Raw genomic sequence first — 26,885 nt, forward strand, 5'->3', positions numbered from 1 at the left:
ATGCCCATCTTTTACCAATAAATCTTTCACATTTAAACCAGGTGGCCTTAATGTAGTATGCGGTATTAATCCGGGTTTCCCCGGGCTATCCCCCAGTAAAAGGTAGGTTGCATACGCGTTACGCACCCGTACGACAGTGACATTGCTGCCCCTTCGCCTTGCATGTATTAAGCCTGCCGCTAGCGTTCATCCTGAGCCAGGATCAAACTCTCCATTGTAAATTATTTCCGATGGCCTAAGCCATCAATGTTTCTAACGAACCTATCTTTTTGCTCTCTTCATCATGTCAAAGAACGTTGCTCCGAGTTTCCTCAGAACTAGTGGCGCTGATCGTTTTCAGTGCTGTTGTTGTGATCGGGGTGCAAAAGTAGGACAGGGAATTTTAAGAAGCAAGCACCAGACAAAAATATTTTCAAAAAAAGTAAAAAAAAATTTTCTCTATCCTCATCTGGGAACGCCGCGCCTTTGATAAAGAAGTGCGCCGTTAAACTTTTAACTTTAAATTAAGCTGTAATCGTTTCGGAATGCCCGACAACCGTGCTGGTGGTTTCAGAAAGAATCGTTGAAACATATCGCCATTCAGCTGTTAACTGCATCTGGCTAACTTTTACCAAAACATATCCTCTTCTCGACGCATCCAAATAATTGAGGTGATCGACCAGCAATGCAAGAGCCTGCTCGAAACCCGCAAGTGATGCGGGCTCGGCCCCCAGATATTCCTCAAAACCGGGAGACGTCACCGAAGAAGTGGCGAGTTCTTTCCCTGCCAGCGATTTATCCTGAGATACCAGATTTGAATACCAGCCATTGTGCGAATCTCCGGATAATGCGATCAACTTTTTGCCTTTTGCCATGCCATAAAGTATCTCACGCTCCACCGGATATCCGTCCCAGGCGTCCAAATTATAAGGAAGAACCGTTTGCACGCGTGCGATTTCCTGCGGCGTCAGCGACGGATCCTTAGCAAGCAGGCGGCCTTTGATTTTTGTCAGTTCAACCAACAAGTTCTGGAACATGCTGAATGTAACCGGCGAGGCCGAGCCAGTCGCGTCCACCTCGGCGATGATCTGCACGATAGCGAGCAGCATTTCAGCAGGGATTACTGCCATATTGTCCAGCACCATATTCATAAATATAATCCCCCAAATGCAGCACAACGTCCGCTTCTGAGGCGGCGATAGCACCATACACGTTGAAGAGTCCCGACGGATAATTGGAACACGAACAAATCGCCAGCTTCACATCCTGAACTTCGGCATCCTTTGCCAGCGTCTTGGTTTCGCCTGTTTGCGAAATAACTTCCGTACCCGTGATTTTGAATCGGTAATAATACTTTGCATTGGACGTAAGTCCGCTGATATCGATACTCACCGTGTAATCATCTTTGGCAGAAGCATCAATCATTTCTGTTTTAACGATCTGATTGAAAGCCGCATCAGTCGCGAGATCATAGGTCAGCGTTACTTTTTGAGAACCCCAATTGGACGGAGAGACGCGGGTCCATAAAATCACCTGACTTGAAGTCGGGTCAAAGCTGGCGACGCCGTATTCAAAACGACCGTTCTGATCAGGATCTTCCGGACCCGGAATATTGTCGTGATCCGTGCAGCTTCCTACAAGCACAGTCGACAGAACAAGTCCGCCCGCACCCAGGACAGAACGACCCAGGAATTCCCTTCTATTGATTGTGGATTGACTTTTCATTGACAGCAATGGAGTTGATGGTGATAGGTTTCAAAGCTACAACTCGGCTATGTTCCCCATGTCACCGCAATTTTAAGTCGCTGTTGATTCTCCGTATTATCATTCTGTTACGGCGTTTCTGCCTAAAACGAATGGTCTTACATTGCAGCACTTTAAGATGAAAGCCACAAATTCAATGCAGGATTTAATTCAGAGAAGATCATTAATAAAAGGGCTCGGCGGGATATTCGCAGCCCCATTGATAACCAAGAAAGCAGATGCCGCTATATTACCAAAGCCGGCATTCCGCGTTGCGCATTTGACTGATGTACATTTGAAAAATGACCTAGGCGCGCCGACGAAATTTGCCAGGTGTCTTCACCATATTCAAAACCAGTCTCCAAAAGTCGACTTGCTTCTGAATGGCGGGGACATTGTTTTTGACATGAATAAGGAGAACATTAGCTCAATTGATTCGCAATGGAAGCTTTTGCATAGCATCATGAAACAGGACTCCAGCCTTCCTATCCATTATTGCCTGGGTAACCACGACGTTTGGTGGTATGAAAATTCCAAAGAATTACCTCTCTACGGCAAGCAATATGCCTTGGGCCAGCTGCAACTTACAAACTCGTATTACAGCATTATACGAAATGGCTGGAAAATCATCATGCTCGACAGTACGCACCTGGATATCGATAACACCTGGTATATCGGCAAGCTGGGCGACGCGCAATTTGCGTGGCTCGAAGCGGAGCTGAAAAACACACCCGAAAATATGCCGGTAATGGTGATGTCACACATTCCGATCCTGACGGCACTGCTAATGATTGAAGATAATGTGGTAAATCGGTGGGAAATGCTCGGCGGCGACATGCACACCGACACAGCGAAGATCCTTAGTTTATTTTACCGTCATAAAAATGTAAAACTTTGTTTAAGCGGGCACCTGCACATGCGGGATAAAGTGGTTTACAATGGTGTGACTTTCCTCTGCAATGGCGCCGTAAGCGGGGCTTGGTGGAATGGTATCCGTCGCGAAACACAGCCGGGTTACGCAGTTATAGATTTATTTGACGATGGAACATTCAATGAGCAATACGTGAGTTATTGACGGAATGAAAATCTCTTTATAACAGTAAAGCCGCCTCATTTGTAAGGCGGCTTTACTATATCAAGACAAAGTATTTAAGGTATACCAATCAATTCGTCTGATAAAACTTCACAGTTCCATCACCTTCGTTTGCTGTCACGAGCAGGCTTTTCCCATTCGGGCTTTTGTCAGATGGAACGAGCAACACGCCCTCTGGCGCATCGCCGGTTTTAATTAATTGAAGAAAATGCGGGGATGCAGGGTTGCTCAGGTCATATACCGCGATCGCATCTGCCCTTTCCAGCGCGATGAAAGCAATGGGCTTTCCATTGATTGTGCTCACGGTTACCCCTTCAGGCTCAACTCCCTTATCATCAGAACGGTCGTCGTCATAAAATCCTGCGTCGATTACTTTCTGCTCAAAATCAGATCCTGAATCGTGTACAAGGCTCATGTCAGCTGCATTGAAAATACTGAAACCACGCCCGCCGAAGCCGAACAGCACGTCATAGTCGCCGTCTTTGTCAGTATCCCCAAGGGTGTTAGTGATGCGCAAACGGCCCAGGTTGGCAGGCAGTTTAAGCGTGGCCCCATTGGGGAAAGCTGTCGGATCCAGTGTTACCGAACTCACGCGCGCTTGCTCGTCCAGCGCAGCATATTCCCGCGCATCGCCTTCATTGGCAGTGATCAGATAATTGGAACCGTTTACAGAGAAATATGAAATTGCATCGGGCAAATACAATGATTTGACAGGTATAGTCGTCAGCGCAATTTTGTTGTCACGATCGCTTGGATCGACCGCATTGATTAGCTTGCTCAGGTCCTTCGCACCAAGCGGATGTATTTTGACAATGGTTGCACTTGCCAGATCCACCTCTGCAATTCCGTTATTTTCCTGCAAAGTCACGAAAGCTTTTTTAGAATCACTGGAAACAGCCACATACTCAGGCTCGATATCCTGCGCAAAGCTTGCATTAAGACCATAAATCCGGAAATTTTTCATTGCCAATGTACTCAGCGAACTTTCAAACGCGTCGAACGTCAATGTTTTTACCGAGAAATCGTTCGCCACATCAATAATGGAGATTGAACCTTTGGGATCAACGGTGTAAGCTCCGTTAGGTTCACCTTCGTCGGCAGTCACAATGTATTTACCATCCGGGCTGAATGTTACCATATCCGGCAAAGCACCAACAGTAATCTCGCGGATCTTCGCCAGCGTGGTCGTATTTACAATGATCACCTTTCCATTTGCCTGCTTGTTTGTTCCTTCCAGCGCGATTGCCAGCATTCCGCTATGTACGGAAACGCTGTTGGCAACGCCACCCAGCGCAGAGATATCAATGGGTGTAAGCTTGGTTACCGTGGGAAATTGCGACAAATCCAGCACTTCAACCAGTGCCTTTGACTCATTGTTGACTACAAAAAGGCGCTTGCTGGCCGGATCATAGGCAGAGATTTCGGAAGCTCCTGTTTCTCCAAGATCGACGCTCGCTACTTCACGGAAAGAAGACAGGTTTTCTTCGCCTGGCTGCTGTGGAAAGTGGTCCATTACACAGCTGTTCATAAAAACTGCCAGTGCCAGACCAAGAATGTATTTGTGCTTCATAATACGTAGTTTAATTTTCAGCCAAATGTAATCCGTCACTTTTTTTTGGAACGGCCCAGATGAAAACTTAACAATTTTATAAAACTGGAATGCAGGATTGACCAGCAGTTACTTAACTTAATGTTTGCTTAATATTCGAAAGGCTACTTTGCACCAAAAACATAGGATGGAAATCTTTCTGATGGTTCTTGGCGGGCTGGGCTTATTCCTCTTTGCAATCAATAATCTTTCCGAAACACTTAAAGAACTTATTGGCAACAGGGCCAACAAATGGCTGGATCTGTTTACCAAAAACCTGATCGCGTCAGTAATAACCGGCACAATTGCTACAATTCTCCTGGATTCTTCTTCGGCCGTTATCATTATGACGATTGTCCTCGTCAATGCAGGTGCCCTGACCTTTCGCCAATCGCTCGGGGTGGTAATGGGAGCCAATATCGGCACCACATTTTCAAGTCAGTTGATCGCCCTGGATATTGGTCAATATTCTCCTATTCCGATTTTCCTTGGATTAATTTTCAGCTTTTTTGCGAAAAGCGAAAAAGTCTCCAAAACAGGCCGCGTAGTGTTGTTCTTTGGAATTTTGTTTTTTGGGCTATATACAATGGAAAGGGCGGTTGAGCCTTTGAAAGACCACGAGCAGTTTATATCCTGGATGGAGAAACTGGACAGTCCGCTCCGTGGGACGCTGATCGGCGCGCTCGTTACATTGGTTATCCAATCCTCATCGGCCACCGTGGGTATGGTGATCACACTGGCAAAAAAAGAGCTCATCAACCTGCCTGGTGCGATTTCAGTAATGCTTGGCTCAGAACTGGGTACTTGCTCTGATACGTTAATGGCCACAATCCGCTCCGACAGGCAGGCTGTAAAAACCGGCTTGTTCCATTTATTCTTCAACATCATTTGCATCGCGCTTGGATTAGCCCTCTTTCCCCAATTCAATGCATTTATAGAATGGATTTCAACAGGCACGGCAATGGAGCAGAAGATCGCAAACGCGCACATGATCTTCAATGCGGCCGGAGTTTTGCTTTTCATCCCTTTTGTGCCGGTGATCGAAAACCTGCTGAACCGGCTATTACCACAGAAACAAGCGATTGCGAGTCACTAAGCAATGCGCTGGATTATCATTCTTGGTAAGCAAACCTAATTCGGATTGAGCAACTTACGGAAGGCAGCAGGTGACAACCCGGTTTTCTGTTTAAACAATTTATTGAAAGACTGCGGATGCTCGAAACCTAGTGCATAAGCTATATCTGCGGTGGTAAGCGCATCGCTGCCTAACATTTCCTTGGCTTTCTCAACCATCTTTAAATGAATGTGCTGCTGGGTGGTCTTGCCCGTGAGGGATTTCAACATATCGGATAGATATCGTTGGGAAACTTTCAATTGTTGCGCTAGTTCCTGCGGCGTAGGCAAGCCGGTGATCAGCGCCTCGTTTTTTTCAAACCGCTCATTCAAAAACATGTTCATTTGATCGATCAGATCGTGATGAACCACATTTCGTGTCAGAAACTGGCGGTTGTAAAAACGATTACAATGATGCAGCAGCAGCTCGATTTGAGAGACAAGTACATCCTGGCTGAAATAATCGGTCGTTGTAGTCAGCTCGGTTGCAATTGAATCAAATACAGATTTGATCACAAGCTTCTCTTTTTCAGAAAGAAACAGCGCTTCGGATACCGAGTAGGAGAAAAAGCCATATCGATGCATTTGGCCTGCCAGCGGATATTTGTAAAGGAGATCAGGATGAAAATACAGCGCAAAACCCTCATGCTCCTCCTCATCAGCAGATAACTCGACCATCTGATTGGGCCCTACGAATGCAAGCCCGCCCTCGCGAAAGTCGTAAGAACCGGGGCCGTATTTTGCCTTGCCCTTAAACCGCAACTTGAATGCTATTTTATAAAAATGCAGCAAATACTGGCTCCCGGCATCGGCCAGATCAGGTTTGTCTTCATCATAGTTGACCAATGTAATCAGCGGATGCAGCGGCGACGGCAAGCCAACCCGCTGCATTAAAGCTGCAATATTCTCAAAAATCACTGGCTGCCCGTGCATATCGTCGTTTGACTTACTTATTTAAAAACCTGATCTCCTTAATCCTGAATTGCCGGGCGGATCACCAGATCGCCAATATCGACCTGATCCGGCTGGGCGATCGCGTAGGCAACCGCTTCTGCAATGGCCGTCGCAGGAATGGCAATTTCACTCGCACGCTGCGTCAGAACATCCCGGATGGATTCATTCTTGATTTTGCCCGCGAAAGGAGTATCTACAAACCCGGGAGAAATCCCTGTGACCCGCCAGCGACCTTTCGACTCCTGCCGCAACGCTTCGCTGATCGTGCGGACCGCATTCTTGGTAGCTGCGTAAACGCCCATTGTGGGCACAATACTGATGCCCGCTGTGGAAATAATATTGATAATATGTCCTGACCCCTGCGATTTGAACACGGGTAAGGCGGCAGCAATTCCGTAAAGCGTGCCTTTCAGGTTCACGTCGATCATCTGCTCCCACCCTCCCACATCGATATCCTCCAATAATTGCAGCTGACTGATGCCTGCGTTGTTAATAATCACATCTAAACGGCCAAATTTGTTCAATGCTAATTGTACCAGTGAAGCGACGTTAATCTGTGCTGTAACATCCATTTGCAGGTAAACTGCCTGGCCGCCAGCATTCACAATGCGTTCCGTTATACCGCCTAGAACCTCTGCCCTTCGGGCTCCGAGAACAACTTTCGCTCCCCTGGCTGCGAGCAGTTCCGCTGTGGCTTCACCAATGCCACTGCTTGCGCCGGTGATAGCGACCACCTTATTTTCAATTCCGTTTATCATATCGTATGTTGAGTTTTATGATGCAAAACTCCGGAAACGAAAAAGCCAAAGTGTAGCCGAAACCGCTGAATGTGTAGCCGGTAATTCCGGCTAATGTAAATGTTTACTATTTGTTGACTTCTGCAAGAGATCGCCAACACAAACTCCCCCTGAGGCAGGCGGAAGCGCTGTTTCCATTGTGAACTTAAAAGCGAATCCTGAGCGCACTATCTTACATTCAACGATTCACAAATCTCAACAACTATGCTTTACTGTGAGTTAAATCTGCATATCTTCATGTACACAAAGTCGTACACCAATGAGAATTATATCAGCCAGGGAATTTCGGGGAAAGCAGAAGGATTATCTGGATCTTGCCGAGAAGGAACGTGTGATTATTCACCGGGGAAAGAATAAGAAGTCAGTTTTACTCACGCCAATTGATGAAAGTACTGAAACTGATGTCTTCTTTTCGGACCCGCAAGTGTTAAATGCCATTAAAGAGGGCATTGAGGACGTGAAGGCTGGAAGAGTGACTTCCATTCGCGATCTTAAAAACATATGGGCAGATATTCTGTAACCTTTTACGATAGAGCTAAAAAAGACCTTTCATTTTTACACAAATCCGGCGGCAAGTCTCTTATAAAACGCATCGGGCTCATTTTTGAGGAGCTTGGTGAAGATCCGTATAACGGAATCGGCAAGCCCGAGCAGCTCAAAAATAATCTTTCCGGACTATGGTCACGGCGCATTGACAAGAAGCATCACCTTGTTTACCAGATCGTTGAACAAACTGTTACTGTTTTTGTAATTGCAGCAAAAGGACATTATGATGATAAGTAGTTGTCGCAATCGCCGCACACAAACGGGAACTATACGACAGACCAGTTAAGTCCACTCCCGCGCAATGCGTGCTCCGCTGACAGCTTGTTTGCCGGGTAGGCATGCTCCATTGATATATGCCCAAAATCCGGTGAAACGAGCCGAATCGGCAGTCGATTGTTCTGATTTAAATCCTGCCGCAGCGAATGGTTGTGTAGTGGCGTTTTCATGAATGCATTCTTATCCGGCAAGATATAGCTCCATTTTTAGTTTTCTAAAAAGGCAAGCCGCTGGTACTTTGCCACAGCCGCCTCTTTCCCGGCTTCTAGTTCTTCCAGCAAGCCAGGCTTGACGACAGTCGGGCAATGCTTGGCTCCCCACAGAGTAAGCTCCACAATAATTGGAACGGTATCAGCTCCTTTTTCGGTCAGACGGTAATTAAACTTTGACTTCTTATCCGCAGCTACGGTCTTGGTCAAGATACCTTGCGATTCAAGAACGGCGAGACGATCGGCCAGCACATTGGTCGCTATTTTTTCCTCTGACTGCAGAAACTGGCCATAAGTAGACTTCCCGCCAAACACAATATCCCTGAGAATGAGTAAGGTCCATTTGTCTCCCAGCACATCAAGTGACGTGCTGACGGGGCACTTAGAACGCTGTTTTAGTTCTTTCATAAAATCAATTTTCATTCTACTTGCAAAAAGCAAGTAGAATATCATACCTTTACACTTGCAAATCGCAAGTAAATATAAGCAGGTTTTTATTTCTTTTTTTCATGATTCTAATAACAGGAGCCACAGGTGGATTAGGCCACCAAGTCATTAACGAATTACTCGCTACCCATCCGGCCACGGAAATCGCCGCGCTGGTGCGCGATATCAGCAAAGCAACCGACCTCGTGCAGCGCGGTGTGGACGTCCGTCAAGCCGACTACTTTGATTATCCTGCATTGGTGCAAGCCTTTCAGGGCGTTGATAAGGTGCTGCTGGTTTCCGCCGTTGCGTTTACCGACCGCGCGCAGCAGCACCGGAATGTAATCGATGCCGCAAAAAAAGCCGGCGTGAAGCACCTTTTTTACACCAGCATCCAGCGCAGTTCAGATTTTGTGATGGTAGAGGTTACGGAAAGCGACCTGGCGACGGAAGCTCACCTCAAAGCGTCTGGCTTAACGTACACCATTCTCAAAAACGGTTTCTACTTTGAAGGCCTTGCCTATATGGTCGGGAACGAGGTGCCCGGCGCGGAGATCATTTCGCCGGCAGGAGAAGGCAAAATCGCCTTCGTCAAGCGGGACGAGCTGGCAGCCGCCACGGCTGCCCTACTGACTAGCGAAGGGCATGAAAACCAGGAATATACCCTTTCAGGCAGTGAGGCCTATTCATTTCACGACGTCGCCCGGGAACTCTCTGCACTGGCAGGCCGGCCCATTGTTTACAGAAGCACCGAGCTGGCGCCTTACATTGCGCAGCAAGTTGCAGCCGGTCTCCCCGAATTTGTTGCCAACTTCATTGCACAATGGTGTGCCGCTGCGAAAGACGGCATGCTAGCCGGTACGGATAATACCGTTGAGCGCATGCTGGGCCGCAAGCCAACTTCACTGCGCGAGTACCTGAAAACGGCTTACTTTGCAGGTAACTGACGGCCGGTAGTTGCATTTAATTTCACGGGTAACCACATTGTCCTTAGCAATCAGCGGGGGCTGGACTTGGTTACCCGGCCACCATTCAAAGCTCCTTTTACGTTTCATTAACATTCTTTTACAGGCCATTGACAGACGACATAAAAGAAACTTTTAGCTTGCGGCACACTGCAGTGGTTGAAATCTTTGAGAACAAAAGGTTTACTGACCAAACTCGTACACGTATGTGCTTTTCTGTTATTTAAATTAAACCTGTATAAAAATGAAAAGAATCATTTATGCGCTGATCTTATCGCTCGTTGTGGTAAGCGGACTGGTATTTGCTAATCGTGAAATCAAGAATGAAGCTTCCAAAAAGCCAACATCAAAGTCACCCTCTGCTACTGAAAGAAAAGCTGCATTGAAAAAATGGGAGGCTACGCCTGATGGTATTATGTACAACAATTGGAAAGCATCTCCCGAAGGTAAAAAAGTGTATGCCAGTGAAGCTAAGATAAGGAAGCACATAATTGCTTTTAGCGATATGGAGGCTGTTGTGACCTCACTCTCTCTTCCGCCAGGTTCACGATTAGGCTTCGGAATGATGGTCAGGATTAATGGAGACGACTACATTCTCAGTTTCGGTTCGGAAAGGGCTCACCAGGATTCTTTGAATGCTATCAATGGATTTGAACAATTGCGTAATCTGAAAGTTAACAATAAAATAATCATAAAAAGCCGCAATGTGTCGCACGCGCCAAAGTATTCATTCCCAATAATATCAGGCGACTATGTAGAACGAAATAGCCAGGTTATTTACAAACGTGCTCCTCGCAAAGGCGGTTGCTAAGCAAAATGCATTTTGCTTCCCGAGAGTTTCATTGCGAATGATTAACAATGTATCTATGTTTGCCAAAGTCGTTTTCAGGCATCATTACTTTTGATTCTCATTCCTTTTGAACATTGGCCAGAAATGAGGAATTACAGTTATTTCAACCGGGACATCAGCTGGCTTTCCTTCAATGGACGGGTGCTTTCAGAAGCTGCCAGTAACGCCGTTCCGCTCATGGAGCGAATACGGTTTCTGTCGATTTACTCCTCCAACCTGGATGAGTTTTACCGGGTGCGGATGCCATATTTGCAGAAAAAAGCGATTCAGGAAGAAAGTGAAGATGCTTATGGTAAAGCCGAAATCATCATCAAAGGCCAGCTGGCAGAATTCGGCAATATCTTGCGGGAGTCCATTATACCTGCGCTTGATGAGCTAAACATTAATTTTTGTTACAAAAGCAGCATTCCAGACAAGATTATAAGTTTTGTAAATCGATATTTCTTCTCGCAGGTTGCAGGCTTTCTGCAACCTGTTTTTCTGAATGGTAGTTCTGGCTTTTTCCCCGAAAATAATCAACTTTATCTCGTTGCAATTCTCAAATATCCACTGCATGAAGAGCGGGTTGCATTGGTTAATATTCCGGCAGGAAATTTGAGCCGGTTTTTCAAAGTCACGCACGATAATCAAGATCATATTCTTTTCCTGGAAGACATTATCAAGCATAATCTGGCCAGCCTTTTTCCTGATGCCGTCAGCATTGAAGCTTATAATATCAAGATCACCCGGGACGCGGAGCTGGATATGATGGACGAAGACGGGGATGACATTGCAGAAAAGTTCGAGAGCCAGCTCAGCAAGCGCGATTTCGGCTTTGCAACCCGACTTTTATTTGAACCCGGCCTGCCTATGCAGCACCTTCACGACATTGTAAGCGCTTTTGATCTGAAAAGTGCTTCGGTGGTGGAAGGCGGGCAACACCATAATCTTAAAGATCTTGCTTCGCTACCAGTAAGTCCGCCTGCGGCAGCTTACCCTGCACGGCCGCCAGTGGCCACTGATATCCGTGAAAACGCAATGCTGTTTGATGCGCTGACAAAAAGCGATCTGATGGTACATGCGCCTTACCAGAGCTATGACACGATTCTCAGGTTTTTTAATGAAGCTGCGATAAGCCCGACCGTGAAGGAGATTTACACGACGATGTATCGCGTGGCACATGACTCCAAGATTGCATTTTCGCTCATCAGCGCGGCCAAAAACGGAAAAAAAGTAACGGTGCTTGTAGAATTAAAGGCGCGGTTTGATGAAGCAAACAATATCCGCTGGGCAAAGAAAATGAAATCCGCCGGCGTCAAAATTGTTCACAGCGTGAATGCATTGAAAGTGCACGCAAAGCTTGCATTGGTGATCAGGGAACATTCGTCAGCTCCGCATCTCGGATTGCTGGCGACGGGGAATCTCAATGAAGGCACCGCGCGTTTTTATACCGATCACATATTGCTTACCGCACATCAGCCGATGCTGCAGGAAGCCGAAACACTGTTCCGTTTTTTAAGCAAAAAGAAAAAACCTGACAGTACGGACCTGATCAGATTTGAGCATTTGCTCGTTGCACAATTCAACCTGCAGGGCAGATTTTTACAATTGATTGACCGTGAAATCGAGCACGCGCGGAAGGGATTACCAACCGGGATCACAATCAAGCTCAACAATCTGGAAGAAGAAGTGCTGATCAATAAGCTTTACGAAGCTTCAAATGCCGGGGTTGAGATCAAGCTTCTTGTGCGCAGTATTTGCAGGCTTGTTCCGGGCATCGCCGGACAAAGTGAGAACATAAAGGTCAAGCGAATAGTAGACCGGTATCTTGAACACGGCCGCGTTTTCATTTTTCACAACAACAGTCAGCCGGAAGTGTATATAGGCTCAGCCGACTGGATGAACCGCAACATTTACCGCCGTATTGAAGTTTGCTTTCCCGTTTATGATGAAAATCTGCGGGCTCAATTAACACAGATGATTGCATTGCAGTGGGCGGATAATGTGCAGGCCGTAATGATCGACAGTGAACTCAACAATGTGCCGATACAAACAGCACAGCTTGCAATCCGCTCGCAAGAAGCGATTTACAAGCTGCTGTCGGCTCCCCTGGCGTGATACAGAGCGGACTGCATTGGCACAAAACCCAGTGGTGATCACTAACGACCGCCCGCTATTTGACTCCGAAGCGGTTGCAAGGCTGTTACCCATTTTTTCAATTCAGCAAACATCGCCACGGCCGACTTCACCTGGGATTCATCACCCTTGAACGAATTGCCTGAATCGATTTGCTTGGCAAAAAGCGGCAGCGTAACACTCTGATTGATGGGCATCATTTGTAACGCTGTTAGTACCTGTTTGAGCATTTGGGCCGATCTCAACCCGCCGGAAACGCCGCCATAACTCACAATTCCTACCGGTTTGTAAGCCCATTCATGAAACAAATAATCTATCGCATTTTTAATGGGTGCCGGAAATCCGTAGTTATATTCTGCCAACACGATAACAAAAGCATCGCCTTCCTTGATTTTGGCACTCCAATCCTTCGTATGCTGATGTTCGTACTGACCTAGTCTGGGATGTTGTGGCTCGTCCATCAGCGGCAGGTTGATTTTTGCCAAATCCAGCAACTCAACAGTAATATCTTCCTGTTCCCTGGCGAGCGCATTGATCCATTCGGCGATGATAACTCCTTTACTTCCAGGCCGCGTTGTAGATGTGATGATTTTTAAATTCATACTGAAAAGTTGAAAATAGTCTAAAATGCACTAATTGTTTTGCTGCTCATTTCCGCCAAAAGAGCTGCGATCAATTTCACGACGGCAAATGCATCGGAGTCGTGGCAGTCAAATTGATTGTGCAAATTCATCAATTACGCCGAGTCTGCCCACCTGATTGCGATAATGTGCGAAAAACAGTGCAGAATAATCAGAGCAATGGATACAATTAACGGACTAAATTCTTTTAAATACAAAAGGATTGTTTGTTGCTAAATTGCGCGCCTTAAATGTTCGATCGGAATGCTGGGTCACGATATAACGTTCTTCGCTAGTTGTTATAATTGTCAGTTCTTTCTTAGCTGCCGCAAAGTTCCATTGATATATAGGACCGGGTACAGAAGGAACAATGATATTGAGTTTAAGATACCCACCTTTGTTGAGGGTAAAGCTGACCTGGTCGGCATTCGAAACTGATGGTGTAACATCGCGAGAAATTGTCCATGTACCTACAAAATAACTCTCATCCAAATTAGACGAGTCGACTTCGGTTTTTGAGCATGAAATGGCAACAATGGCCAGGATGTAAATAAACACTCTGTTTAGATTTACCATATACTTTCAGGTTTTGCGTTTGAAAGCACTATATTAATAATAGAAAATGGCTAAATGAATGGGTTCCTGGTGTTAATTAAAATTCTTATTATTAGGTTCAATCCTTGCCCTTTGAAGAAGTAAGTTCAAAAAATATCCTGTAACAAACTGCCACAGGATACCTACAAATTCCTTTACAAAAACAATGCTTTCCTATCAGTTATAAAAGACGAACTGATCAATATGAAACAGGGTTTTCGCTCCTGCCTGGTTGTTGTGAAAAACAAAGTAAAGGTCCCCGGCAGCAGAGCCTTCGGGCACCGGCACGAAAAGCTCTGTCCACCCCTGCCCGGCCCCAAATGACTGTCCCGCCGCTACATTGGTCTTACCGATCAGTCTACCTGATTTACCGCCTTGCCGGACCTCAATTGTTCCGCCCGCGCCGCTGGTTTGTGCGCGAATGCCGATGCGTTTCACATTTTTCAGGTCAATGTTGTTGAAAGCAATGTACCTACCGTCAATGACGCCGCTGATGTGCGCCATAAAAGCGGTAGTCAAGGTAGCGACACTCACATCACCTTTGTCAAAATCTTCGGCCTGAACCACGGCGCTGCGCAACGTAAGATAAGCCGAGGATGTCAGCGGCTCGATCGCATTTGCGCCCCCGTCTGTGTAGGACGCGCGCATCAGGTATACACCGTCGTTCCCTTTTCCCTTGTGCTCGGTTAGTTGAATGCTACCTTTCAGTGGAAACGTTTCAGTCTTTTTTGACAAAGAAAGGATGTAGCTGACCATCTCGGCCACGTCGTTCCGTGGCAGATCAGGGTGCGGTGACATAGCGCGCTCACCCCAGTTGCCGCTTCCTCCGTCGATGATTTTCTGGATCAGCTTCTCACGGGCATCAGGATTTCCCGCGTAGCGCTGCGCTACAGAACGGTAGCTCGGCCCCACGGATTCCTGATCCAGTGCGTGGCAAGCCCGGCAATCCAGGTTCGCCGTGAGGGTCTGGCCTTTCAGGTATTGCGCACCAGCCACGTCTTTGCCTTGCGTGAGTACAATCGCCGCGTCTTTACCATTGGGAATGTAGCCGAAAGAAACGGCGATCTTCTCTTTTGCAACAGTCTCCTCTTGATCAGAGACCAGGATCTCATAATCCATTTTCCGGTCATCCCAGTAAAAGCTGCGGTTGCCCGCGGTTTTGATAGCTACCTTTGGCGGCGTGTTTCCGACGAATACTTTCCTGGTCACCGTGCCTTGTCCTCCCTGCGGATCGGTGACTGTCAGGCGGACGTCATAAGTGCCATTTTTGCGGAAAATGTGAGAGACGTTTTTGCCCTGGTATTTTTTCCCCTCTACCACCCATTCATAAGCCAGCCCATTCAACCCGTCGTGATCGATGGTACCTTCTGATGAAAGCTTAACAGTAAATGGAGCAGCGCCGTACTGACGATCCAGACTGATAGCAGGCAGCGGGTTGCGGTTCCCTTCCGTGTACTCTATTCGTACCAGCCGGGCGTTATTGTTTTTGGAAAACCAATTACTCCCGTATTCAAGCAGGTAAATGGCGCCGTCGCCGGCAAACTGCATATCCACGGGCGCATCAAACCGCCAGTGGCTCAAAAATGGTTCCATTCCGGCGTAATGCCCATTTTTATCGAAACTCACGGCCATGATCCAGCCGCGGATCCAGTCAAAGAAAAACAGTTTGCCATTATAGTAGTCTGGTAGCTTGTATGGCGCATTTTCAAATTGTTTGCTATTGTAAACCGGCCCCGCCATCGCGGTCGCCCCGCCGCTGCCTACCAGCGGGAAGTACTTTGACTTGCCTTTGTTATACCATATCATGGCCGGCTGTGCAGGCGGAAGTTCGCGCAGGCCGGTATTGTTCGGCGAATCATTCAGTGGCCGTGCTGGATCTTTTCCCGGGCCTAACTGTTTGGTTTCGTAATTATAATGCGGGAAAATGTCGTTGTTACCCAGAAAGTAAGGCCAGCCAAAATAGCCGGGGCCGCGCACCTGGTTAATCTCGTCATAGCTCATCAGCTCGCCGTCTGCACCCCTCACTTTAGTATCCGGACCTACCTCACCGAAATACAGATAGCCTGTTTCATCATCAATGCTGAACCGGTAGGGATTCCGCATGCCCATTGCATAAATCTCCGGCCGGGTTTTGGGTGTACCTTCCGGAAAAAGGTTTCCTTTCGGAATGCTGTATCCGCCTTCGGGCAGTGGCTTGATCCGGAGAATTTTCCCTCGAAAATCATTGGTATTGGCGGCAGTGGCCTGATCGTCTGCGAGTTCGTGCCCCGGTCGCTCATCTATTGGCGTATACCCCTCAGTTTCCTCAGCATTGGTATTGTCGCCGGTGGAAAGATAGAGATTTCCCGCCCGGTCGAATTTCAGATATCCCGCCGAGTGACAGCAGTACTTCCTTTGCGTACCGAATTCCAGAATAGTGGTTTCCGTCGCCCGGTGAAGACTGTCTCCTGCGAACACAAACCGCGACAGGCGGTTTTTTGCGCTGTCCCCGGCTACTGCATAGTAGAGGTATAACCAGTGATTTTTCTCAAAATCAGGATCGGCAGCTATGCCAAGCAATCCATCCTCAATGCCACTGAAAACGCGGATATTCGCGACAGTACTTAATTGCTTCTTCGCGTCACTATAAAGCCGGATGCCGCCCTTGCGTTCTACAAACAGCACATCATTTCCCGGCAGGATCACCATTTCCATTGGTTCGTCCAAACCTTCCGCCAATATCGTGCGTGCATATCTGCTGCTGTCTGGAGGGGTTCCCTGCGTGCGATCTGTTTCAATGGTTCGGGAAGCTCCGGATAAGAAAAGAACAAAACCACAGAGCAAAATAATTGTTTTCATAAATCAGTTCTTTGTATCAGACACGCCCAATGCGGCGGGTAATGTTAAGCTTACAGGTGAATTTTGACAGCAGCGCCATTCTTCTTCCGGCTTTTGTCGGCGGCCTGCATAAAGGCGAAGATTTCCAGCGTTTCGGCGGGCGTTACCGGCGGCTTGCCTGTATCAAAAAAGTGTAGTATTTGCTGCACCAGTTGCTGGTAAGCCTGTTCGGAAAACAGCCCAAGCGGCGCGGTGCCCTTTTCCCCGAATGCAGTACCCGCGATACCAACGGGCCAGTCACGCACGCCCCGCAGTGTGCCGATCCGCCCATCAGTCCAGATCCCGGTGATCACGTCCGTGTCTTTGGTGTAGATCCTGCGAATTTCCTTACAACCCGGCCCCATGACGGTGTACAGCATTTCCAGCCCGTGTATGGCGTACCAGGCCAGGTCTGAATGCTGCTCGTCGATTGTGGCTGGCGTGTACACATCTGCTCCAATCACCTTACCAACCGCGCCCGACACCACTTTCTGCACATTGGGATCAAAACGGAGGGAGGATGACGAGAAAAAAGGAGTCGCATATTGTTCCGAGGCTTCTACAATCGCTTTTGCTCCCTGCAACGAAGCTGCGAGCGGCTTGTCTATAAAAAGTCGCTTACGCGCTTCCAGTACCGGTAAAGCCTGTGAAAGGTGGCCGTTTCCATCAATGCTTTCCAGCATCACTGCATCACATTGATCCAGCAGCGCAGGCAGGTTATCGACGATCGTGACCCCCAATTTTGCTAATTGTTCAGAAACGGATGGTGCCACGTTGAGGACATCCCGGTTGGTTTTGGGATGGTAGGCTACGGTCACTTTAAAACCTGGGTTATCCGTTACCGCGTTATTGATCATTTTGGTAAAAACCTCACAGTGCGAGGTATCCAGGCCAATCATGCCAATGCGCTTTGAGGCGGGGGAGAATGTGGCGGCCAGGGCTTCCCGGCGGACTGACAAGCCCAGTCCGATCCCTGCCGCTGCCCGAACAAAAGTCCGGCGGCTGTATGTACTTTTCAATGCAGATGAATGGATTTAATGAAGAAGCAGTATGGATATCAAACCCTCCCGGCTACTGCGCCGGAAGGATTTGATGAGCGGCTTATTGCCACAAGGGATGTTGTTTGAGGTTTGGATTAACCAGTATATCCTGATTGCTGACAGGGCGGTAGTAGTACTTCTCGGGGAAACTGAAAATGTTGTTCTGGGCTTTGATCCTGATAAATCCTTTATCACCGCCCGTCAATTCAAAAGGTGACGCATTCAGCTTATATTCAAATATCTCGACACCCGGGAATTGCTGACGTACCTGCTCAACCCCTTCACCAGCTTCGGAAATGTAGAATTCCGGTATACCATCACCCGAAATGTCAACCGGGCCAAGCTTGGCAATGTACATTCCTACCGGCGTTTCCGCGGCCAGGTTTGCTACTTTCCAGCGTTTCAGGTCATTCAGACGAAATCCCTCACAGGCAAGTTCCACACGACGCTCGCGCCGCAGTTCCAGCAGGGCACCCTGCTGGGTCGACGAAATGTTGGGGTATTTAGCAGCAAGGCGCGCATCAATGTTTGCCAGCCAGTCGGCAAGTACGGGCGCGGGCATTCCGACGCGTTCGCGCAGCGGTTTGATGGCCAGGTCCAGGTCGGCCTGTGTGAGCTCGCCCAGCTCGGCCCTAGCTTCGCAATAGTTAAGGTAAATCTCAGCCAGTCTGAAAACAGGATTATCAGTATGCCCGCGACCGCCTGCGAGGTCAATCTGGTCTGCATCTGTCGGATACGATTTAACCTGCGGATATCCTCCTATGTTCCAGTTCGGGTAGGCGATCTTCGGATTGCCGGGCATTTTGAAGCCTGGCTGCATGAAAGTCTGGTTCAAACGCGGATCGCGGTTTTGAAATACCTGCCAGTAGGTCATAGTCTGGTAACCTGCCACCTGCTGGAACGGAACTGCTTTCCCATTCTGAACCGCCAGATACGCTTCCAGCAAATCGCGTGACAACCCTGTATTCTCATTAAAAACCGCTTTTTTGGTGTTGGTAACGCCCTCGGCAAGGTTATATTCCCTAATCAGGATCATTTCCGGGTTGCCGCTGAGGCTTTCACTGTTGAAAAGCGCTTCATAGGCCCGCTTGCGTTCGCCTGTACCATTTGTCATATAGATTGAGAAAAGGCCGGAGTCCATCAGCTGTTTTGCTGCGTTCCGGGCAATTTCGAGAAATCGGTTTCCGTCGGTCAGGCCCAGCTCCGTGCGGTATTTTCGCGTGGTTCCTTCTTCGAGTGCAATGCGGCTCTGCGCAGCAAGGGCAGCGTACTTGGTCAGGCGTGTTTTGGAGACTTTTCCGTCAATAGAAGGCTTGATATGCTCCACAGCAAATGCAAGGTCCGCCATAATCGAATCAACTACAACCGCTCTGGGATCCTGGGATTTCAAAAGCAGCTCGGTATCGGTGGTCTGCAAGGTACGACCGTACCAAGGCACATTGGAATATTGCCTTACCAGATCGTAGTAATGCAGCGCCCGGAAAAAACGTCCGATGCCGACAAAGTGGTTGATATCAGCAGCGTTTCCGGTAGTCTGATTTACCCTTTCCAGCATGAAGTTAATCGTGCGCAAGCGGTTCCAGTGTGAACCCCACTGGCCCACATTGTCCGGGTTGACCACGCCCCTCATCACCATATAAGCATACTCGTTATCAATGGCCGTGGCCACAACATTGTCGGAGCCTCTGTCATTCACCGGGTCTGGCAGATAGGTATAGAATTGATTGGAATAAATTTCCAGATCGGCAGGCGTTGCAAAGAATGCATCAGCAGTAATTTCGGTCTCGGGGCGCACATTCAAGAAAGCATCGTCGCAGCCTGCGAGAAAAATCGCAGCCAGGAGCGCCAGGGCCAGGGATCTATATTTAATGAGCTTGATTTTCATATCAGATAAGGGATGATGTCATGCATGCACATGACATTTGGAGTTTAGAAAGTTACATTCAGGCCACAAGAAAAGACACGCTGCAGCGAATAGGCGATCCCGCCGCCATTGCTTGCACGTCCGGCAAGTTCAGGGTCAACCTGGTAGAACTTCGGAAGCTTGCTCCACGTAAACAGGTTGTCGCCGCTGGCAAAAATGCGAACCCTGCTCAGACGGATCGCTTTGGCCGCATTCGCGGGAAGCGTGTATCCGATGGACAGGTTTTTCAAACGCAGGTAGGCAGCATTCTGCAGATAGCGGGTTTGCTCCACGGCCATTTCCCTGCCGGGTGTCTCAGCAATGCCAGGTTTGAGGCGCGGGTAGAATGTATCAGTACGTTCGGGCGTCCAATGGTTGTCGCGCATGTGCGGTGTAAGGTGCGTCCACTGCGTAGCGTAGTAGCTGTAAAACTCGTAATCGGTTGTCGTGCTGCGGTAGGTCGGGTAAAAGTTACGCCTGCCCACACCCTGAAAAAACACGCCCAGATCAAGGCCTTTCCATTCGCCGCGCAGGTTCAGACCGAAGGCGTAGCGTGGCTCGCTGTTGCCGATGATAGAATAGTCGCCGTGATCATTGAGCGTCCATTGCCCGCGGTTTACCTTGCCGTCTCCATTCAGGTCGGCGAATTTGAGGTCACCAGCTTCGAGCGGATAGGCATTGGAGGATACCTGTGACTGATCTGCATGGGACTTTACTTCATCATTCGTTCCAAAGTAGCCCAATGTGGTAAGTCCCCAGATTTCGCCGATCCGTTTTCCCACATAATGGTCGTCCAGCGTACCGGTAGCATTGTCATATCGGGTGATTTTGGAGCGGTTATCAGAAAGGATCAGATTGAAATTGTATCTGAAATCGTCTTTGCCAACCTTGAACCGGTCACGCCAGCCCAGGTTAATCTCCCAGCCTCTGGTCTGCAAGTCGGCAGCATTGACATTGGGAGCAGCCGCGCCGAGTGTGCCGGGGTAGGTTTTAGCCTTGGTGAGCATATCCTTCGTATCTCTGATGAAAAGGTCCCCCGAAAATGAAAGCCTGTCGCGCAGGAAGTTCATATCAAGCCCCAAGTTACGCGTGATCACGCGCTCCCAGGTATAGTCACCCGCTACGAGCCCGGGAGCTCCGACGGTCATCGGACGTGTACCATCGAGCATAGCATTTAATCTTGAAAAACCCATTGTAGGCATATACCCGAACACACTGCTCGCCTGGTTGGCAAGCTGTCCGTAAGAGGCCCGCACTTTCAGGTGGCTTGCTACCGGTGTCAGGAATTCCATAAATGATTCATTGGAGAGCACCCACGCCACAGAGGCCGAGGGATTGAAAACGAAGCGCTTGCCTTTCGGGAACCTGGAAGATCCGTCGTAGCGGCCGTTCATCTCCACAATGTATTTGTCGTCGAAAATGTAGTTCAATCTTGCAAATCCACTCCGCATCGCCCATTTGGTGACGCTCTCCTGAAGGGATATCGTACCAGTTGCGAGCTGAGGCGTAGGGAAAGTTGGTGTGACTAAACCCACCCGATCGTAATACAGGTACTGGTTGCGGTAGGACTCCTGGCTGTAACCCGCCATTACATTCACGAAATGCTTTTGCGCAAATGTTTTGGTGAAGTTCGCGTACGCATCCATGTAGATCTGCGTGCGGGGCGTGGTACCTCTCGCTGCTGCATTATTACCTCCCCAAATAAAGGGCAGGCTCGGACCACGCTTGTAGGGAACGGCAAAATTTCCCCACTGATTAAGCGTCAGGTTATTGGTATAGGCAAAATTACCCTGCACGTCCAGCACATCTTTCAGTAAAGAGATCTTTGTATTAAGAGTTGATTGAAAGAGATTGTTCGTGGTTTCTGCCTGTCCGCCGTCTATCATTTTACCTACACTCTGAACACCCGCCGACGACCAGCCGCCTTCCGGATTGCGCACTGCCTCATAGGAACCCATTGTTTGTGAATAAAACAGAAAAGAGTCGTTGAATGCGGCTGGACGGGAGTAGCTGTTGCGCATGAAGCTGGTATTGTTGCCGATAGTCCACCAATCGGTGACTCTGAAATCCAGCTTGCTGCGAATGTTATAGCGGTTGAAATCTTCGGAAGCCGGTTTAAGAAGACCGTCTTCGTGCTGGAAATTTCCGGACAAAAGATAGTTTACGCGGTCAGTTTTGCCGGAGATCTCAATCCCGTGCTGCGTTGAAAATGCTTGTTTCCTGAAAATCTGGTCGTACCAGTTTGTGCTATCAAAGTAAGTCCAGGAACCGCCGAACTCCATGAACTTTGGCAGGCTCGGGTCACTTTGCAGACGCTGGGCATATTCCAGCACGTGTGCACCGAATTGGAAAGCGCCCATTTGATTGGAGTACGAAAAGTTGGTATACGGATCCTCCACGATCTGTGGCCGGTAAGTCGGCTGCTTGATTACGAAGTTATTGTTGTAGCTGATCTGCGGCTTTTCGGTCCGGCCGGATTTCGTTTTAACCAAAATAACCCCGAAAGCTGCACGTGAACCATAAATCGCAGCGGAAGCAGCATCTTTCAACACACTTACATTCTCAATATCCTGGGGATTGAGGTTGTTTAGCGCGGCAGCGTCCATAATGATGCCGTCGATAACTACCATCGGGCCGTCCGTACCGTTGATCGAGTTCTGACCGCGGATATTGTAGCTCGGCGAAGTATCGGCCCGGCCATTCCCAACATTCACAGAAAGGTTGGCGACCGTTCCCTGAAGTGCCTGGCCCACATTCATGACCGGCCTGTTGGCGACCAGCTCTGTCGGCGCGGTGGCGATGGAGCCTGAGATATTCTTGCGCTGCTGGGTTCCATACCCTACCACCACCACTTCGTCAAGCGCCTTCTGATCCACTTTCAGAAGCACCTCGATATCCGTTTTCTTGCCGACAGCCACTTCCTGCGGTATGTAGCCCACGAAAGAAAACACCAGCACGGCATTTTCGTCTGGTACTTCAATCGAAAACCGGCCGTTAACATCACTGATCTGCCCTTGCTGGGTACCTTTCAAAATGATATTTACGCCCGGCAACCCCTCCCCTTTTTCATCGGCAACTTTGCCGGTAACTGTCAGCTGGGCAGGTGTGGAGAGTTCGGTTCGGGTATGCTCATTCAGACCCACCTGCGGAGATTTCCCGTCCTTCTGATCAGACGGTTTCCGAACAATATACACGACATTTCCAGTGTTCATATAGGTCAGGTTCAAGGCGGGTAGTGTGACATTCAGCGCCTCGGAGACCCTGTACCGGCCTTTTGGAAGATTGAATTTCTGCTGGCGGCTTACCTGGTTTTCCATATAAGCGAAGCGCAATGCAGTTTGCTTTTCTATCTTTTTGAAAAGGCTCCTGACTTCTTCGTTCCTGAGTTCGACGGAAACTTCGATTTCGGCGAGCGACTGTGCGCCTGACGAATTGGCCAGCAGCAGCTGTGCACAGGCGACGGTAATAATGAGATAGAACAACCCTATTCGCATGATTGACTTGATAGCGGGCCGCGGGGCAGAAAGGACATGCCTTCCCCGGTTGATAAAATTTTTATACATTTACCAGACGTTTTTAGTGATTCCAAGATGTTAAAAGCGGAGCCGTAACATTGCATTTGCTACGGTATTGAAGCCTTCCGGTGGCCGCCGGGGGGCTTTATTTTTTACTCCGGGTGAGGTCGTTGCCGGTTAGCTGTCGTCGGGATGCGGTCGGAGGAGGTTTTGGATTGACATGATATAGTTGGTTAAGGTAGTTTTGCAAGGATTACGTACAGGAACCTCCTGTTATGGTTGCCTTTTTTCCGTCTACTGAATAGGTCGCCCCTGTCATGGCCGATAGTACTTTTAGAACGGTGGGCAAATCCTCCGCATTCAGGAACGAAGCGGTGATGCGGCATCTGAGGATTTCAGGCTCGGTAAATGTCAGCTCGGTCCCGTAGTGATTTTCGATTAACTCGCGGGCTTCTTCAAGCGTAATGTTATCAAAAACGAGGAAGTTATTTCGCCACGCCAGTTCCCGGTCTGCGTCAATGCGTGTGGTTGTGAATTTCTCGCTGCCTACATTCACAGTAACCTGCTCGTCGGGTTTTACCTTTGTATAAATACGGTCATTTCCTCCCACTTCCACGAGCCCGCGCGTCACCGTCACCTTCACCTCCGTTGGTAGAACCCTGACATTGAATGCGGTACCCAAGACGCGCGTCACGACCGCTCCTGCCCTGACCTGGAATACACTTTTCGGATCGTGTGCAACATCGAAGTAGGCTTCACCTTGCAGGGTAACTGTGCGAATTCCCTTTGCGAACTGCCTCGGAGAGTAGCTGAGCTCACTGCCTTCGTTCATGAGCACGCTGCTGCCATCGGGAAGGTTCAGGTATTGTTTTCCTTTGAAATCCAGCCGATCCGGGTTTTCTGAATGGATTTCTGTATCCGCGATTGTTGCCCGGCGGGTCACATTTCGGAATGTAAGCCACCACACCGAGCCAAGTATGAGAATGGCCGCTGCTGCCCAGCTCCACCGGAACCGGAATGCTTTTTGTTTCGCCGGAGCTGCGCCAAGAATATTAGCCAGGATTTCGGCCTGTACTTGATCCGGCATAGGTTCCGTGCTGGCTTCCATCTTATACTGCGCATCTATCCATATTTGGAATTGTGCACCAAAACCATTTTTAGTAAGCCAGCGCAGCTCCTCCTTTTCCTGCTCCGAAGCCTCCCGGGCAAGGTAGCGGGCCATTAAATAATCAAATCGCTGGGTTTGCCCAAAATCCGGCGCGCCCTCGCCCTCTGGTTCTTTTTCCATCAAACAAAAAAAGTGGTGATGTTCCGGCGTAGTATCCGGCTTCTGAAATACATGTCCGCGAAAAGGCGTCGCAGGGGGCACGCATTCTCAAAAGAATTTAGAAAAAAATGAAATGGAATGAAAAATGACGAAAAATCAGGTGATAACGCCCTTCTAATTCATCAGAAAAGGAGAAATAAAAGCGATCATCTCAGCTTTCAAAAGGGGTTCCAGCCTGACGCGGATGAAACTGAGAATGCGCTTCATGTGGGATTTGACTGCGAGGCGGGACAGGTTCAGGCGCTGCGCGATTTCTTCATGACTCAGTTCCTCTTCCTTCGCAAGCCGGTAAATTTCCTGCTGATGTCCTGGCAGCTTGCTGATTATTTCTTCCAAAAAGCGCTCATAATCGTGCTCCTGAATAAGCTGCTCGGTAGAGTTCGCCGATTGATCGGGATAATTCAGCTCAGTGACCAGGTCCGAGAAAACCATCTTTTTGCGATAGGCATCGTAAACCTGCTTTCGCACCATTCCCTGCAAATAGCCGCCCAGGTTTAGCACTTCGGTCATTTTTTCGCGACGAAGCCAGATATCCATAAAGATATCCTGAACAATCTCTTCGGCAGCTTCTCTGGAATCGAGGAATTTCAATGCAACGGAGTAAACTCTCGGACTATGTTTCTGGAAAATCTGTGCGAACGCAAGCTCGTCACCCTGCGCCAATGCGGCGAGCGTCTCCCTTTCGTCATACAGCTTGCCGATATTCATATTGCCATTGAGCAGGTAGCGGATTGCGTAACCTCAAATATATCTTTAGTCCCGGCTTAATTTGCAGATTAAGGGTTAATTAACAAAAATTTAAAACATCGGCTGCCGCTCCACGCAAATAAATGCGCACTGGTTCTCCCGAGGCAGGAACCTACTTTCGAGAAAAATATCTCTTGCTGAGCAATGAATAAGGTATGTGAGCAATGTGCGAAGTAATGAAAGACGAATCTACTGTTCACGTGCCAGCCTCAATCCAAAATCGAAACGCTTTTCAACAACCCTGCTGAGAATGCCGATCTGCCCGCAGTGGTACATGGTAGGCTTGATGTTCCAGTCAACGGCTTCAAATTTGGTTGTTGAGATGGGGTGTGGTGTTGGAGTTGGCTCTAACGGATTGTTTAATTCAGCATTCGAAACCGATTGGAGGATAGCTATTGACTTTTGCTGCATCATTTTCAGGTCTTGTAAAAGCGTTTCCGCAGTCGCACGCCCGACTGCTAACTGAGGTGCCGACGCAGTAAACAGATCGCTGTCAGCTAAGATTCGATTCGATCACATCCGGAATGATCCCATTTATCAAGTGGAATTTCGGCGAGAAGCTTATTTACCCATTCATAAGCATTGGAGGTCTGGCGAACTAATGTTTCTATTTCGGTCATTTTGGAAGGTCAGATTTCAATGGTTTTGCAAGATAGGCTTTTTGCCTGTACAGCCAGAAGAGCAGGTCTTCTCTGGAAATTACATACCCCTGCTAAGTACTACTGCACTTGCAATACCCCAACGGTATGCGCTTCCAGCCGGTCGAGGATAACATGATCACGAACAATGTCGAATTTCCGGGCCCAAAATTTCCCAGAGGTGATTAATGCGTCAAAATCACTTTCCTGCATGACATTCGGATGGGGCTTGCCTCCTTCAAAAACGATATATCGCAAATTGTCATTTACTACATGTTCACTGAACGGTGAGTTAAGCACAATGGTTTTGAAAAATGATTCGTCAGGAATAAGGGTTAGCTCGAAAAACTCGACGATGATGGGATTATCTGCTATGAAATCCAGGATGTAGCGAATGCATTCGGTGGTAAGGCACCACCATTGTGAGCCGCCATATGGTGGAAGATCCTTGAAAAAGGGGCGTTCCATGTTACGTTCACGCTGGAACGCGCAAAAAACATTACTTTCATGCATGCCAATCTTATCGACAAACCAGTAGTACTTGATCCTGTCCAGCCCGCCGTTCACCCAGTTCTTGTAAGGTAACTTCCAATAGTTCAGAAACTGCTTTCCCGAATGCTCCTCGAAAAATGAATAGATGGTCTCCTTGGATTGTAACGGGAAGTCTTGTCCGCTAAGCAATACGCAATAACCTTCTCGCCTCCCGGCAAGGGCCGCTTTCATAAGATTCAACGTGGCACTTACCATCGTGAACCCACCCCAACATACAGCAACCCGGTTTTTGATGATCCGGACCCGCTTCGCGGAAGCAAACCGGTGACGCCTGATCTCCCCATACGCCACCCGCTTATCCACGTGGATGTAAATGAAGGCACGATCGTCCAATAGATTGTCAACCAGCCGGTCTACCTGTTCCAGGTTTTTATGAGCCAGTATTAAGTAGTTGATATACATATTGCTAACTGCTTTTATCCATAACAATGCTTCAACC

At 48.4% G+C, this 26,885-nt stretch carries 24 protein-coding genes and 1 rRNA gene; 7 read left to right on the plus strand and 18 right to left on the minus strand.

Features of this window, described 5'->3' with window-relative positions; genetic code table 11:
• From Q369_RS0119615 to Q369_RS29385, 3 genes are all read right to left on the minus strand, one after another.
• Positions 1-218 (minus strand): 16S ribosomal RNA (locus Q369_RS0119615); the annotation flags it as partial.
• A 285-nt stretch (positions 219-503) separates the two neighbouring features.
• Positions 504-1,130: an alkaline phosphatase D family protein gene (locus Q369_RS29380; protein ID WP_205624342.1), complete on the minus strand. Its 627-nt coding sequence runs from the start codon at positions 1,128-1,130 to the stop codon at positions 504-506.
• Positions 1,090-1,704, minus strand: coding sequence for an alkaline phosphatase D family protein (locus Q369_RS29385; protein ID WP_031529483.1), 615 nt, complete (start codon positions 1,702-1,704; stop codon positions 1,090-1,092). Before Q369_RS29385 ends, Q369_RS29380 begins: the two co-directional genes overlap by 41 nt.
• A gap of 175 nt (positions 1,705-1,879) precedes the next feature.
• Between Q369_RS29385 and Q369_RS0119630 the strand changes: the two genes are divergently transcribed.
• The gene (locus Q369_RS0119630; RefSeq protein WP_157488251.1) at positions 1,880-2,797 is read left to right on the plus strand and encodes a metallophosphoesterase family protein; all 918 of its coding nucleotides are present in this window, start codon (positions 1,880-1,882) and stop codon (positions 2,795-2,797) included.
• Between the two features lie 88 nt (positions 2,798-2,885).
• Here Q369_RS0119630 and Q369_RS0119635 read toward each other — a convergent pair whose 3' ends face one another.
• Positions 2,886-4,385, minus strand: a complete 1,500-nt coding sequence (locus Q369_RS0119635) for a choice-of-anchor I family protein (protein ID WP_031529485.1) — start codon at positions 4,383-4,385, stop codon at positions 2,886-2,888.
• Positions 4,386-4,551: 166 nt separating this feature from the next.
• Between Q369_RS0119635 and Q369_RS0119640 the strand changes: the two genes are divergently transcribed.
• On the plus strand, positions 4,552-5,499 hold the full coding sequence (locus Q369_RS0119640; RefSeq protein ID WP_051664153.1) for a Na/Pi cotransporter family protein: 948 nt from the start codon (positions 4,552-4,554) through the stop codon (positions 5,497-5,499).
• Positions 5,500-5,534: 35 nt separating this feature from the next.
• Here the strand turns inward: Q369_RS0119640 and Q369_RS0119645 are convergent, their stop codons facing one another.
• Positions 5,535-6,449 carry a helix-turn-helix domain-containing protein gene (locus tag Q369_RS0119645; protein ID WP_031529487.1) on the minus strand — a complete coding sequence of 305 codons (915 nt, stop codon included), beginning with the start codon at positions 6,447-6,449 and terminating at the stop codon, positions 5,535-5,537.
• A gap of 38 nt (positions 6,450-6,487) precedes the next feature.
• On the minus strand, positions 6,488-7,228 hold the full coding sequence (locus Q369_RS0119650; RefSeq protein WP_031529488.1) for an SDR family oxidoreductase: 741 nt from the start codon (positions 7,226-7,228) through the stop codon (positions 6,488-6,490).
• Between the two features lie 298 nt (positions 7,229-7,526).
• Here Q369_RS0119650 and Q369_RS0119655 point away from each other — a divergent pair, with 298 nt between their 5' ends.
• Positions 7,527-7,787, plus strand: a complete 261-nt coding sequence (locus tag Q369_RS0119655) for a type II toxin-antitoxin system Phd/YefM family antitoxin (RefSeq protein ID WP_031529489.1) — start codon at positions 7,527-7,529, stop codon at positions 7,785-7,787.
• Positions 7,769-8,050, plus strand: a complete 282-nt coding sequence (locus tag Q369_RS0119660; RefSeq protein WP_031529490.1) for a Txe/YoeB family addiction module toxin — start codon at positions 7,769-7,771, stop codon at positions 8,048-8,050. The genes Q369_RS0119655 and Q369_RS0119660 overlap by 19 nt, the downstream gene beginning before the upstream one ends.
• 29 nt (positions 8,051-8,079) lie before the next feature.
• Here Q369_RS0119660 and Q369_RS29070 read toward each other — a convergent pair whose 3' ends face one another.
• Positions 8,080-8,259 carry a hypothetical protein gene (locus tag Q369_RS29070; protein ID WP_157488252.1) on the minus strand — a complete coding sequence of 60 codons (180 nt, stop codon included), beginning with the start codon at positions 8,257-8,259 and terminating at the stop codon, positions 8,080-8,082.
• A gap of 36 nt (positions 8,260-8,295) precedes the next feature.
• Complete coding sequence (locus tag Q369_RS0119665; RefSeq protein ID WP_031529491.1) at positions 8,296-8,706, minus strand: winged helix-turn-helix transcriptional regulator; 411 nt, start codon at positions 8,704-8,706, stop codon at positions 8,296-8,298.
• A 101-nt stretch (positions 8,707-8,807) separates the two neighbouring features.
• On the opposite strand from Q369_RS0119665, the gene Q369_RS0119670 reads away from it, so the two are divergent.
• The 3 genes from Q369_RS0119670 (at position 8,808) to ppk1 (ending at position 12,636) form a co-directional block, all read left to right on the plus strand.
• The gene (locus Q369_RS0119670) at positions 8,808-9,671 is read left to right on the plus strand and encodes an SDR family oxidoreductase (protein ID WP_031529492.1); all 864 of its coding nucleotides are present in this window, start codon (positions 8,808-8,810) and stop codon (positions 9,669-9,671) included.
• Positions 9,672-9,933: 262 nt separating this feature from the next.
• Positions 9,934-10,500, plus strand: a complete 567-nt coding sequence (locus tag Q369_RS0119675; RefSeq protein ID WP_031529493.1) for a hypothetical protein — start codon at positions 9,934-9,936, stop codon at positions 10,498-10,500.
• A gap of 123 nt (positions 10,501-10,623) precedes the next feature.
• Entirely contained in the window at positions 10,624-12,636 is a 2,013-nt protein-coding gene (gene ppk1 / locus Q369_RS0119680; RefSeq protein ID WP_031529494.1) for a polyphosphate kinase 1, read from the plus strand.
• A 41-nt stretch (positions 12,637-12,677) separates the two neighbouring features.
• Here the strand turns inward: ppk1 and Q369_RS0119685 are convergent, their stop codons facing one another.
• The 10 genes from Q369_RS0119685 to Q369_RS28450 form a co-directional block, all read right to left on the minus strand.
• Positions 12,678-13,256 carry an NADPH-dependent FMN reductase gene (locus Q369_RS0119685; protein ID WP_031529495.1) on the minus strand — a complete coding sequence of 193 codons (579 nt, stop codon included), beginning with the start codon at positions 13,254-13,256 and terminating at the stop codon, positions 12,678-12,680.
• A gap of 216 nt (positions 13,257-13,472) precedes the next feature.
• On the minus strand, positions 13,473-13,850 hold the full coding sequence (locus Q369_RS0119695; RefSeq protein WP_031529496.1) for a hypothetical protein: 378 nt from the start codon (positions 13,848-13,850) through the stop codon (positions 13,473-13,475).
• Between the two features lie 195 nt (positions 13,851-14,045).
• Positions 14,046-16,706, minus strand: coding sequence for a PQQ-dependent sugar dehydrogenase (locus Q369_RS0119700; protein ID WP_031529497.1), 2,661 nt, complete (start codon positions 16,704-16,706; stop codon positions 14,046-14,048).
• A gap of 50 nt (positions 16,707-16,756) precedes the next feature.
• Positions 16,757-17,743 (minus strand): Gfo/Idh/MocA family protein, encoded by a 987-nt coding sequence (locus tag Q369_RS0119705; RefSeq protein WP_031529498.1) that lies wholly within the window; start codon positions 17,741-17,743, stop codon positions 16,757-16,759.
• Between the two features lie 82 nt (positions 17,744-17,825).
• Positions 17,826-19,649, minus strand: coding sequence for a RagB/SusD family nutrient uptake outer membrane protein (locus Q369_RS0119710; protein WP_031529499.1), 1,824 nt, complete (start codon positions 19,647-19,649; stop codon positions 17,826-17,828).
• Positions 19,650-19,693: 44 nt separating this feature from the next.
• Entirely contained in the window at positions 19,694-23,161 is a 3,468-nt protein-coding gene (locus Q369_RS0119715; RefSeq protein ID WP_169739266.1) for a SusC/RagA family TonB-linked outer membrane protein, read from the minus strand.
• Between the two features lie 274 nt (positions 23,162-23,435).
• Entirely contained in the window at positions 23,436-24,470 is a 1,035-nt protein-coding gene (locus tag Q369_RS0119720) for a FecR family protein (protein WP_031529501.1), read from the minus strand.
• A gap of 153 nt (positions 24,471-24,623) precedes the next feature.
• Positions 24,624-25,217, minus strand: a complete 594-nt coding sequence (locus Q369_RS0119725) for an RNA polymerase sigma factor (RefSeq protein ID WP_031529502.1) — start codon at positions 25,215-25,217, stop codon at positions 24,624-24,626.
• A 228-nt stretch (positions 25,218-25,445) separates the two neighbouring features.
• The gene (locus Q369_RS0119730) at positions 25,446-25,670 is read right to left on the minus strand and encodes a hypothetical protein (RefSeq protein WP_031529503.1); all 225 of its coding nucleotides are present in this window, start codon (positions 25,668-25,670) and stop codon (positions 25,446-25,448) included.
• A gap of 305 nt (positions 25,671-25,975) precedes the next feature.
• Positions 25,976-26,848, minus strand: coding sequence for a beta-1,6-N-acetylglucosaminyltransferase (locus Q369_RS28450; RefSeq protein ID WP_031529504.1), 873 nt, complete (start codon positions 26,846-26,848; stop codon positions 25,976-25,978).
• Positions 26,849-26,885: the final 37 nt, after the last annotated feature.

It is taken from the genome of Dyadobacter crusticola DSM 16708 (assembly GCF_000701505.1).
GTDB lineage: Bacteria > Bacteroidota > Bacteroidia > Cytophagales > Spirosomataceae > Dyadobacter > Dyadobacter crusticola.

Bases quoted from the DNA above. Each gene is read 5' to 3' on its own strand.
- Q369_RS29380 (WP_205624342.1), bottom strand. From the start codon at position 1,130: ATGAATATGGTGCTGGACAATATGGCAGTAATCCCTGCTGAAATGCTG.
- Q369_RS29385 (WP_031529483.1), bottom strand. From the start codon at position 1,704: ATGAAAAGTCAATCCACAATCAATAGAAGGGAATTCCTGGGTCGTTCT.
- Q369_RS0119630 (WP_157488251.1), top strand. From the start codon at position 1,880: ATGCAGGATTTAATTCAGAGAAGATCATTAATAAAAGGGCTCGGCGGG.
- Q369_RS0119635 (WP_031529485.1), bottom strand. From the start codon at position 4,385: ATGAAGCACAAATACATTCTTGGTCTGGCACTGGCAGTTTTTATGAAC.
- Q369_RS0119640 (WP_051664153.1), top strand. From the start codon at position 4,552: ATGGAAATCTTTCTGATGGTTCTTGGCGGGCTGGGCTTATTCCTCTTT.
- Q369_RS0119645 (WP_031529487.1), bottom strand. From the start codon at position 6,449: ATGCACGGGCAGCCAGTGATTTTTGAGAATATTGCAGCTTTAATGCAG.
- Q369_RS0119650 (WP_031529488.1), bottom strand. From the start codon at position 7,228: ATGATAAACGGAATTGAAAATAAGGTGGTCGCTATCACCGGCGCAAGC.
- Q369_RS0119655 (WP_031529489.1), top strand. From the start codon at position 7,527: ATGAGAATTATATCAGCCAGGGAATTTCGGGGAAAGCAGAAGGATTAT.
- Q369_RS0119660 (WP_031529490.1), top strand. From the start codon at position 7,769: ATGGGCAGATATTCTGTAACCTTTTACGATAGAGCTAAAAAAGACCTT.
- Q369_RS29070 (WP_157488252.1), bottom strand. From the start codon at position 8,259: ATGAAAACGCCACTACACAACCATTCGCTGCGGCAGGATTTAAATCAG.
- Q369_RS0119665 (WP_031529491.1), bottom strand. From the start codon at position 8,706: ATGAAAGAACTAAAACAGCGTTCTAAGTGCCCCGTCAGCACGTCACTT.
- Q369_RS0119670 (WP_031529492.1), top strand. From the start codon at position 8,808: ATGATTCTAATAACAGGAGCCACAGGTGGATTAGGCCACCAAGTCATT.
- Q369_RS0119675 (WP_031529493.1), top strand. From the start codon at position 9,934: ATGAAAAGAATCATTTATGCGCTGATCTTATCGCTCGTTGTGGTAAGC.
- ppk1 (WP_031529494.1), top strand. From the start codon at position 10,624: ATGAGGAATTACAGTTATTTCAACCGGGACATCAGCTGGCTTTCCTTC.
- Q369_RS0119685 (WP_031529495.1), bottom strand. From the start codon at position 13,256: ATGAATTTAAAAATCATCACATCTACAACGCGGCCTGGAAGTAAAGGA.
- Q369_RS0119695 (WP_031529496.1), bottom strand. From the start codon at position 13,850: ATGGTAAATCTAAACAGAGTGTTTATTTACATCCTGGCCATTGTTGCC.
- Q369_RS0119700 (WP_031529497.1), bottom strand. From the start codon at position 16,706: ATGAAAACAATTATTTTGCTCTGTGGTTTTGTTCTTTTCTTATCCGGA.
- Q369_RS0119710 (WP_031529499.1), bottom strand. From the start codon at position 19,649: ATGAAAATCAAGCTCATTAAATATAGATCCCTGGCCCTGGCGCTCCTG.
- Q369_RS0119715 (WP_169739266.1), bottom strand. From the start codon at position 23,161: ATGCGAATAGGGTTGTTCTATCTCATTATTACCGTCGCCTGTGCACAG.
- Q369_RS0119720 (WP_031529501.1), bottom strand. From the start codon at position 24,470: ATGGAAAAAGAACCAGAGGGCGAGGGCGCGCCGGATTTTGGGCAAACC.
- Q369_RS0119725 (WP_031529502.1), bottom strand. From the start codon at position 25,217: ATGAATATCGGCAAGCTGTATGACGAAAGGGAGACGCTCGCCGCATTG.
- Q369_RS0119730 (WP_031529503.1), bottom strand. From the start codon at position 25,670: ATGATGCAGCAAAAGTCAATAGCTATCCTCCAATCGGTTTCGAATGCT.
- Q369_RS28450 (WP_031529504.1), bottom strand. From the start codon at position 26,848: ATGTATATCAACTACTTAATACTGGCTCATAAAAACCTGGAACAGGTA.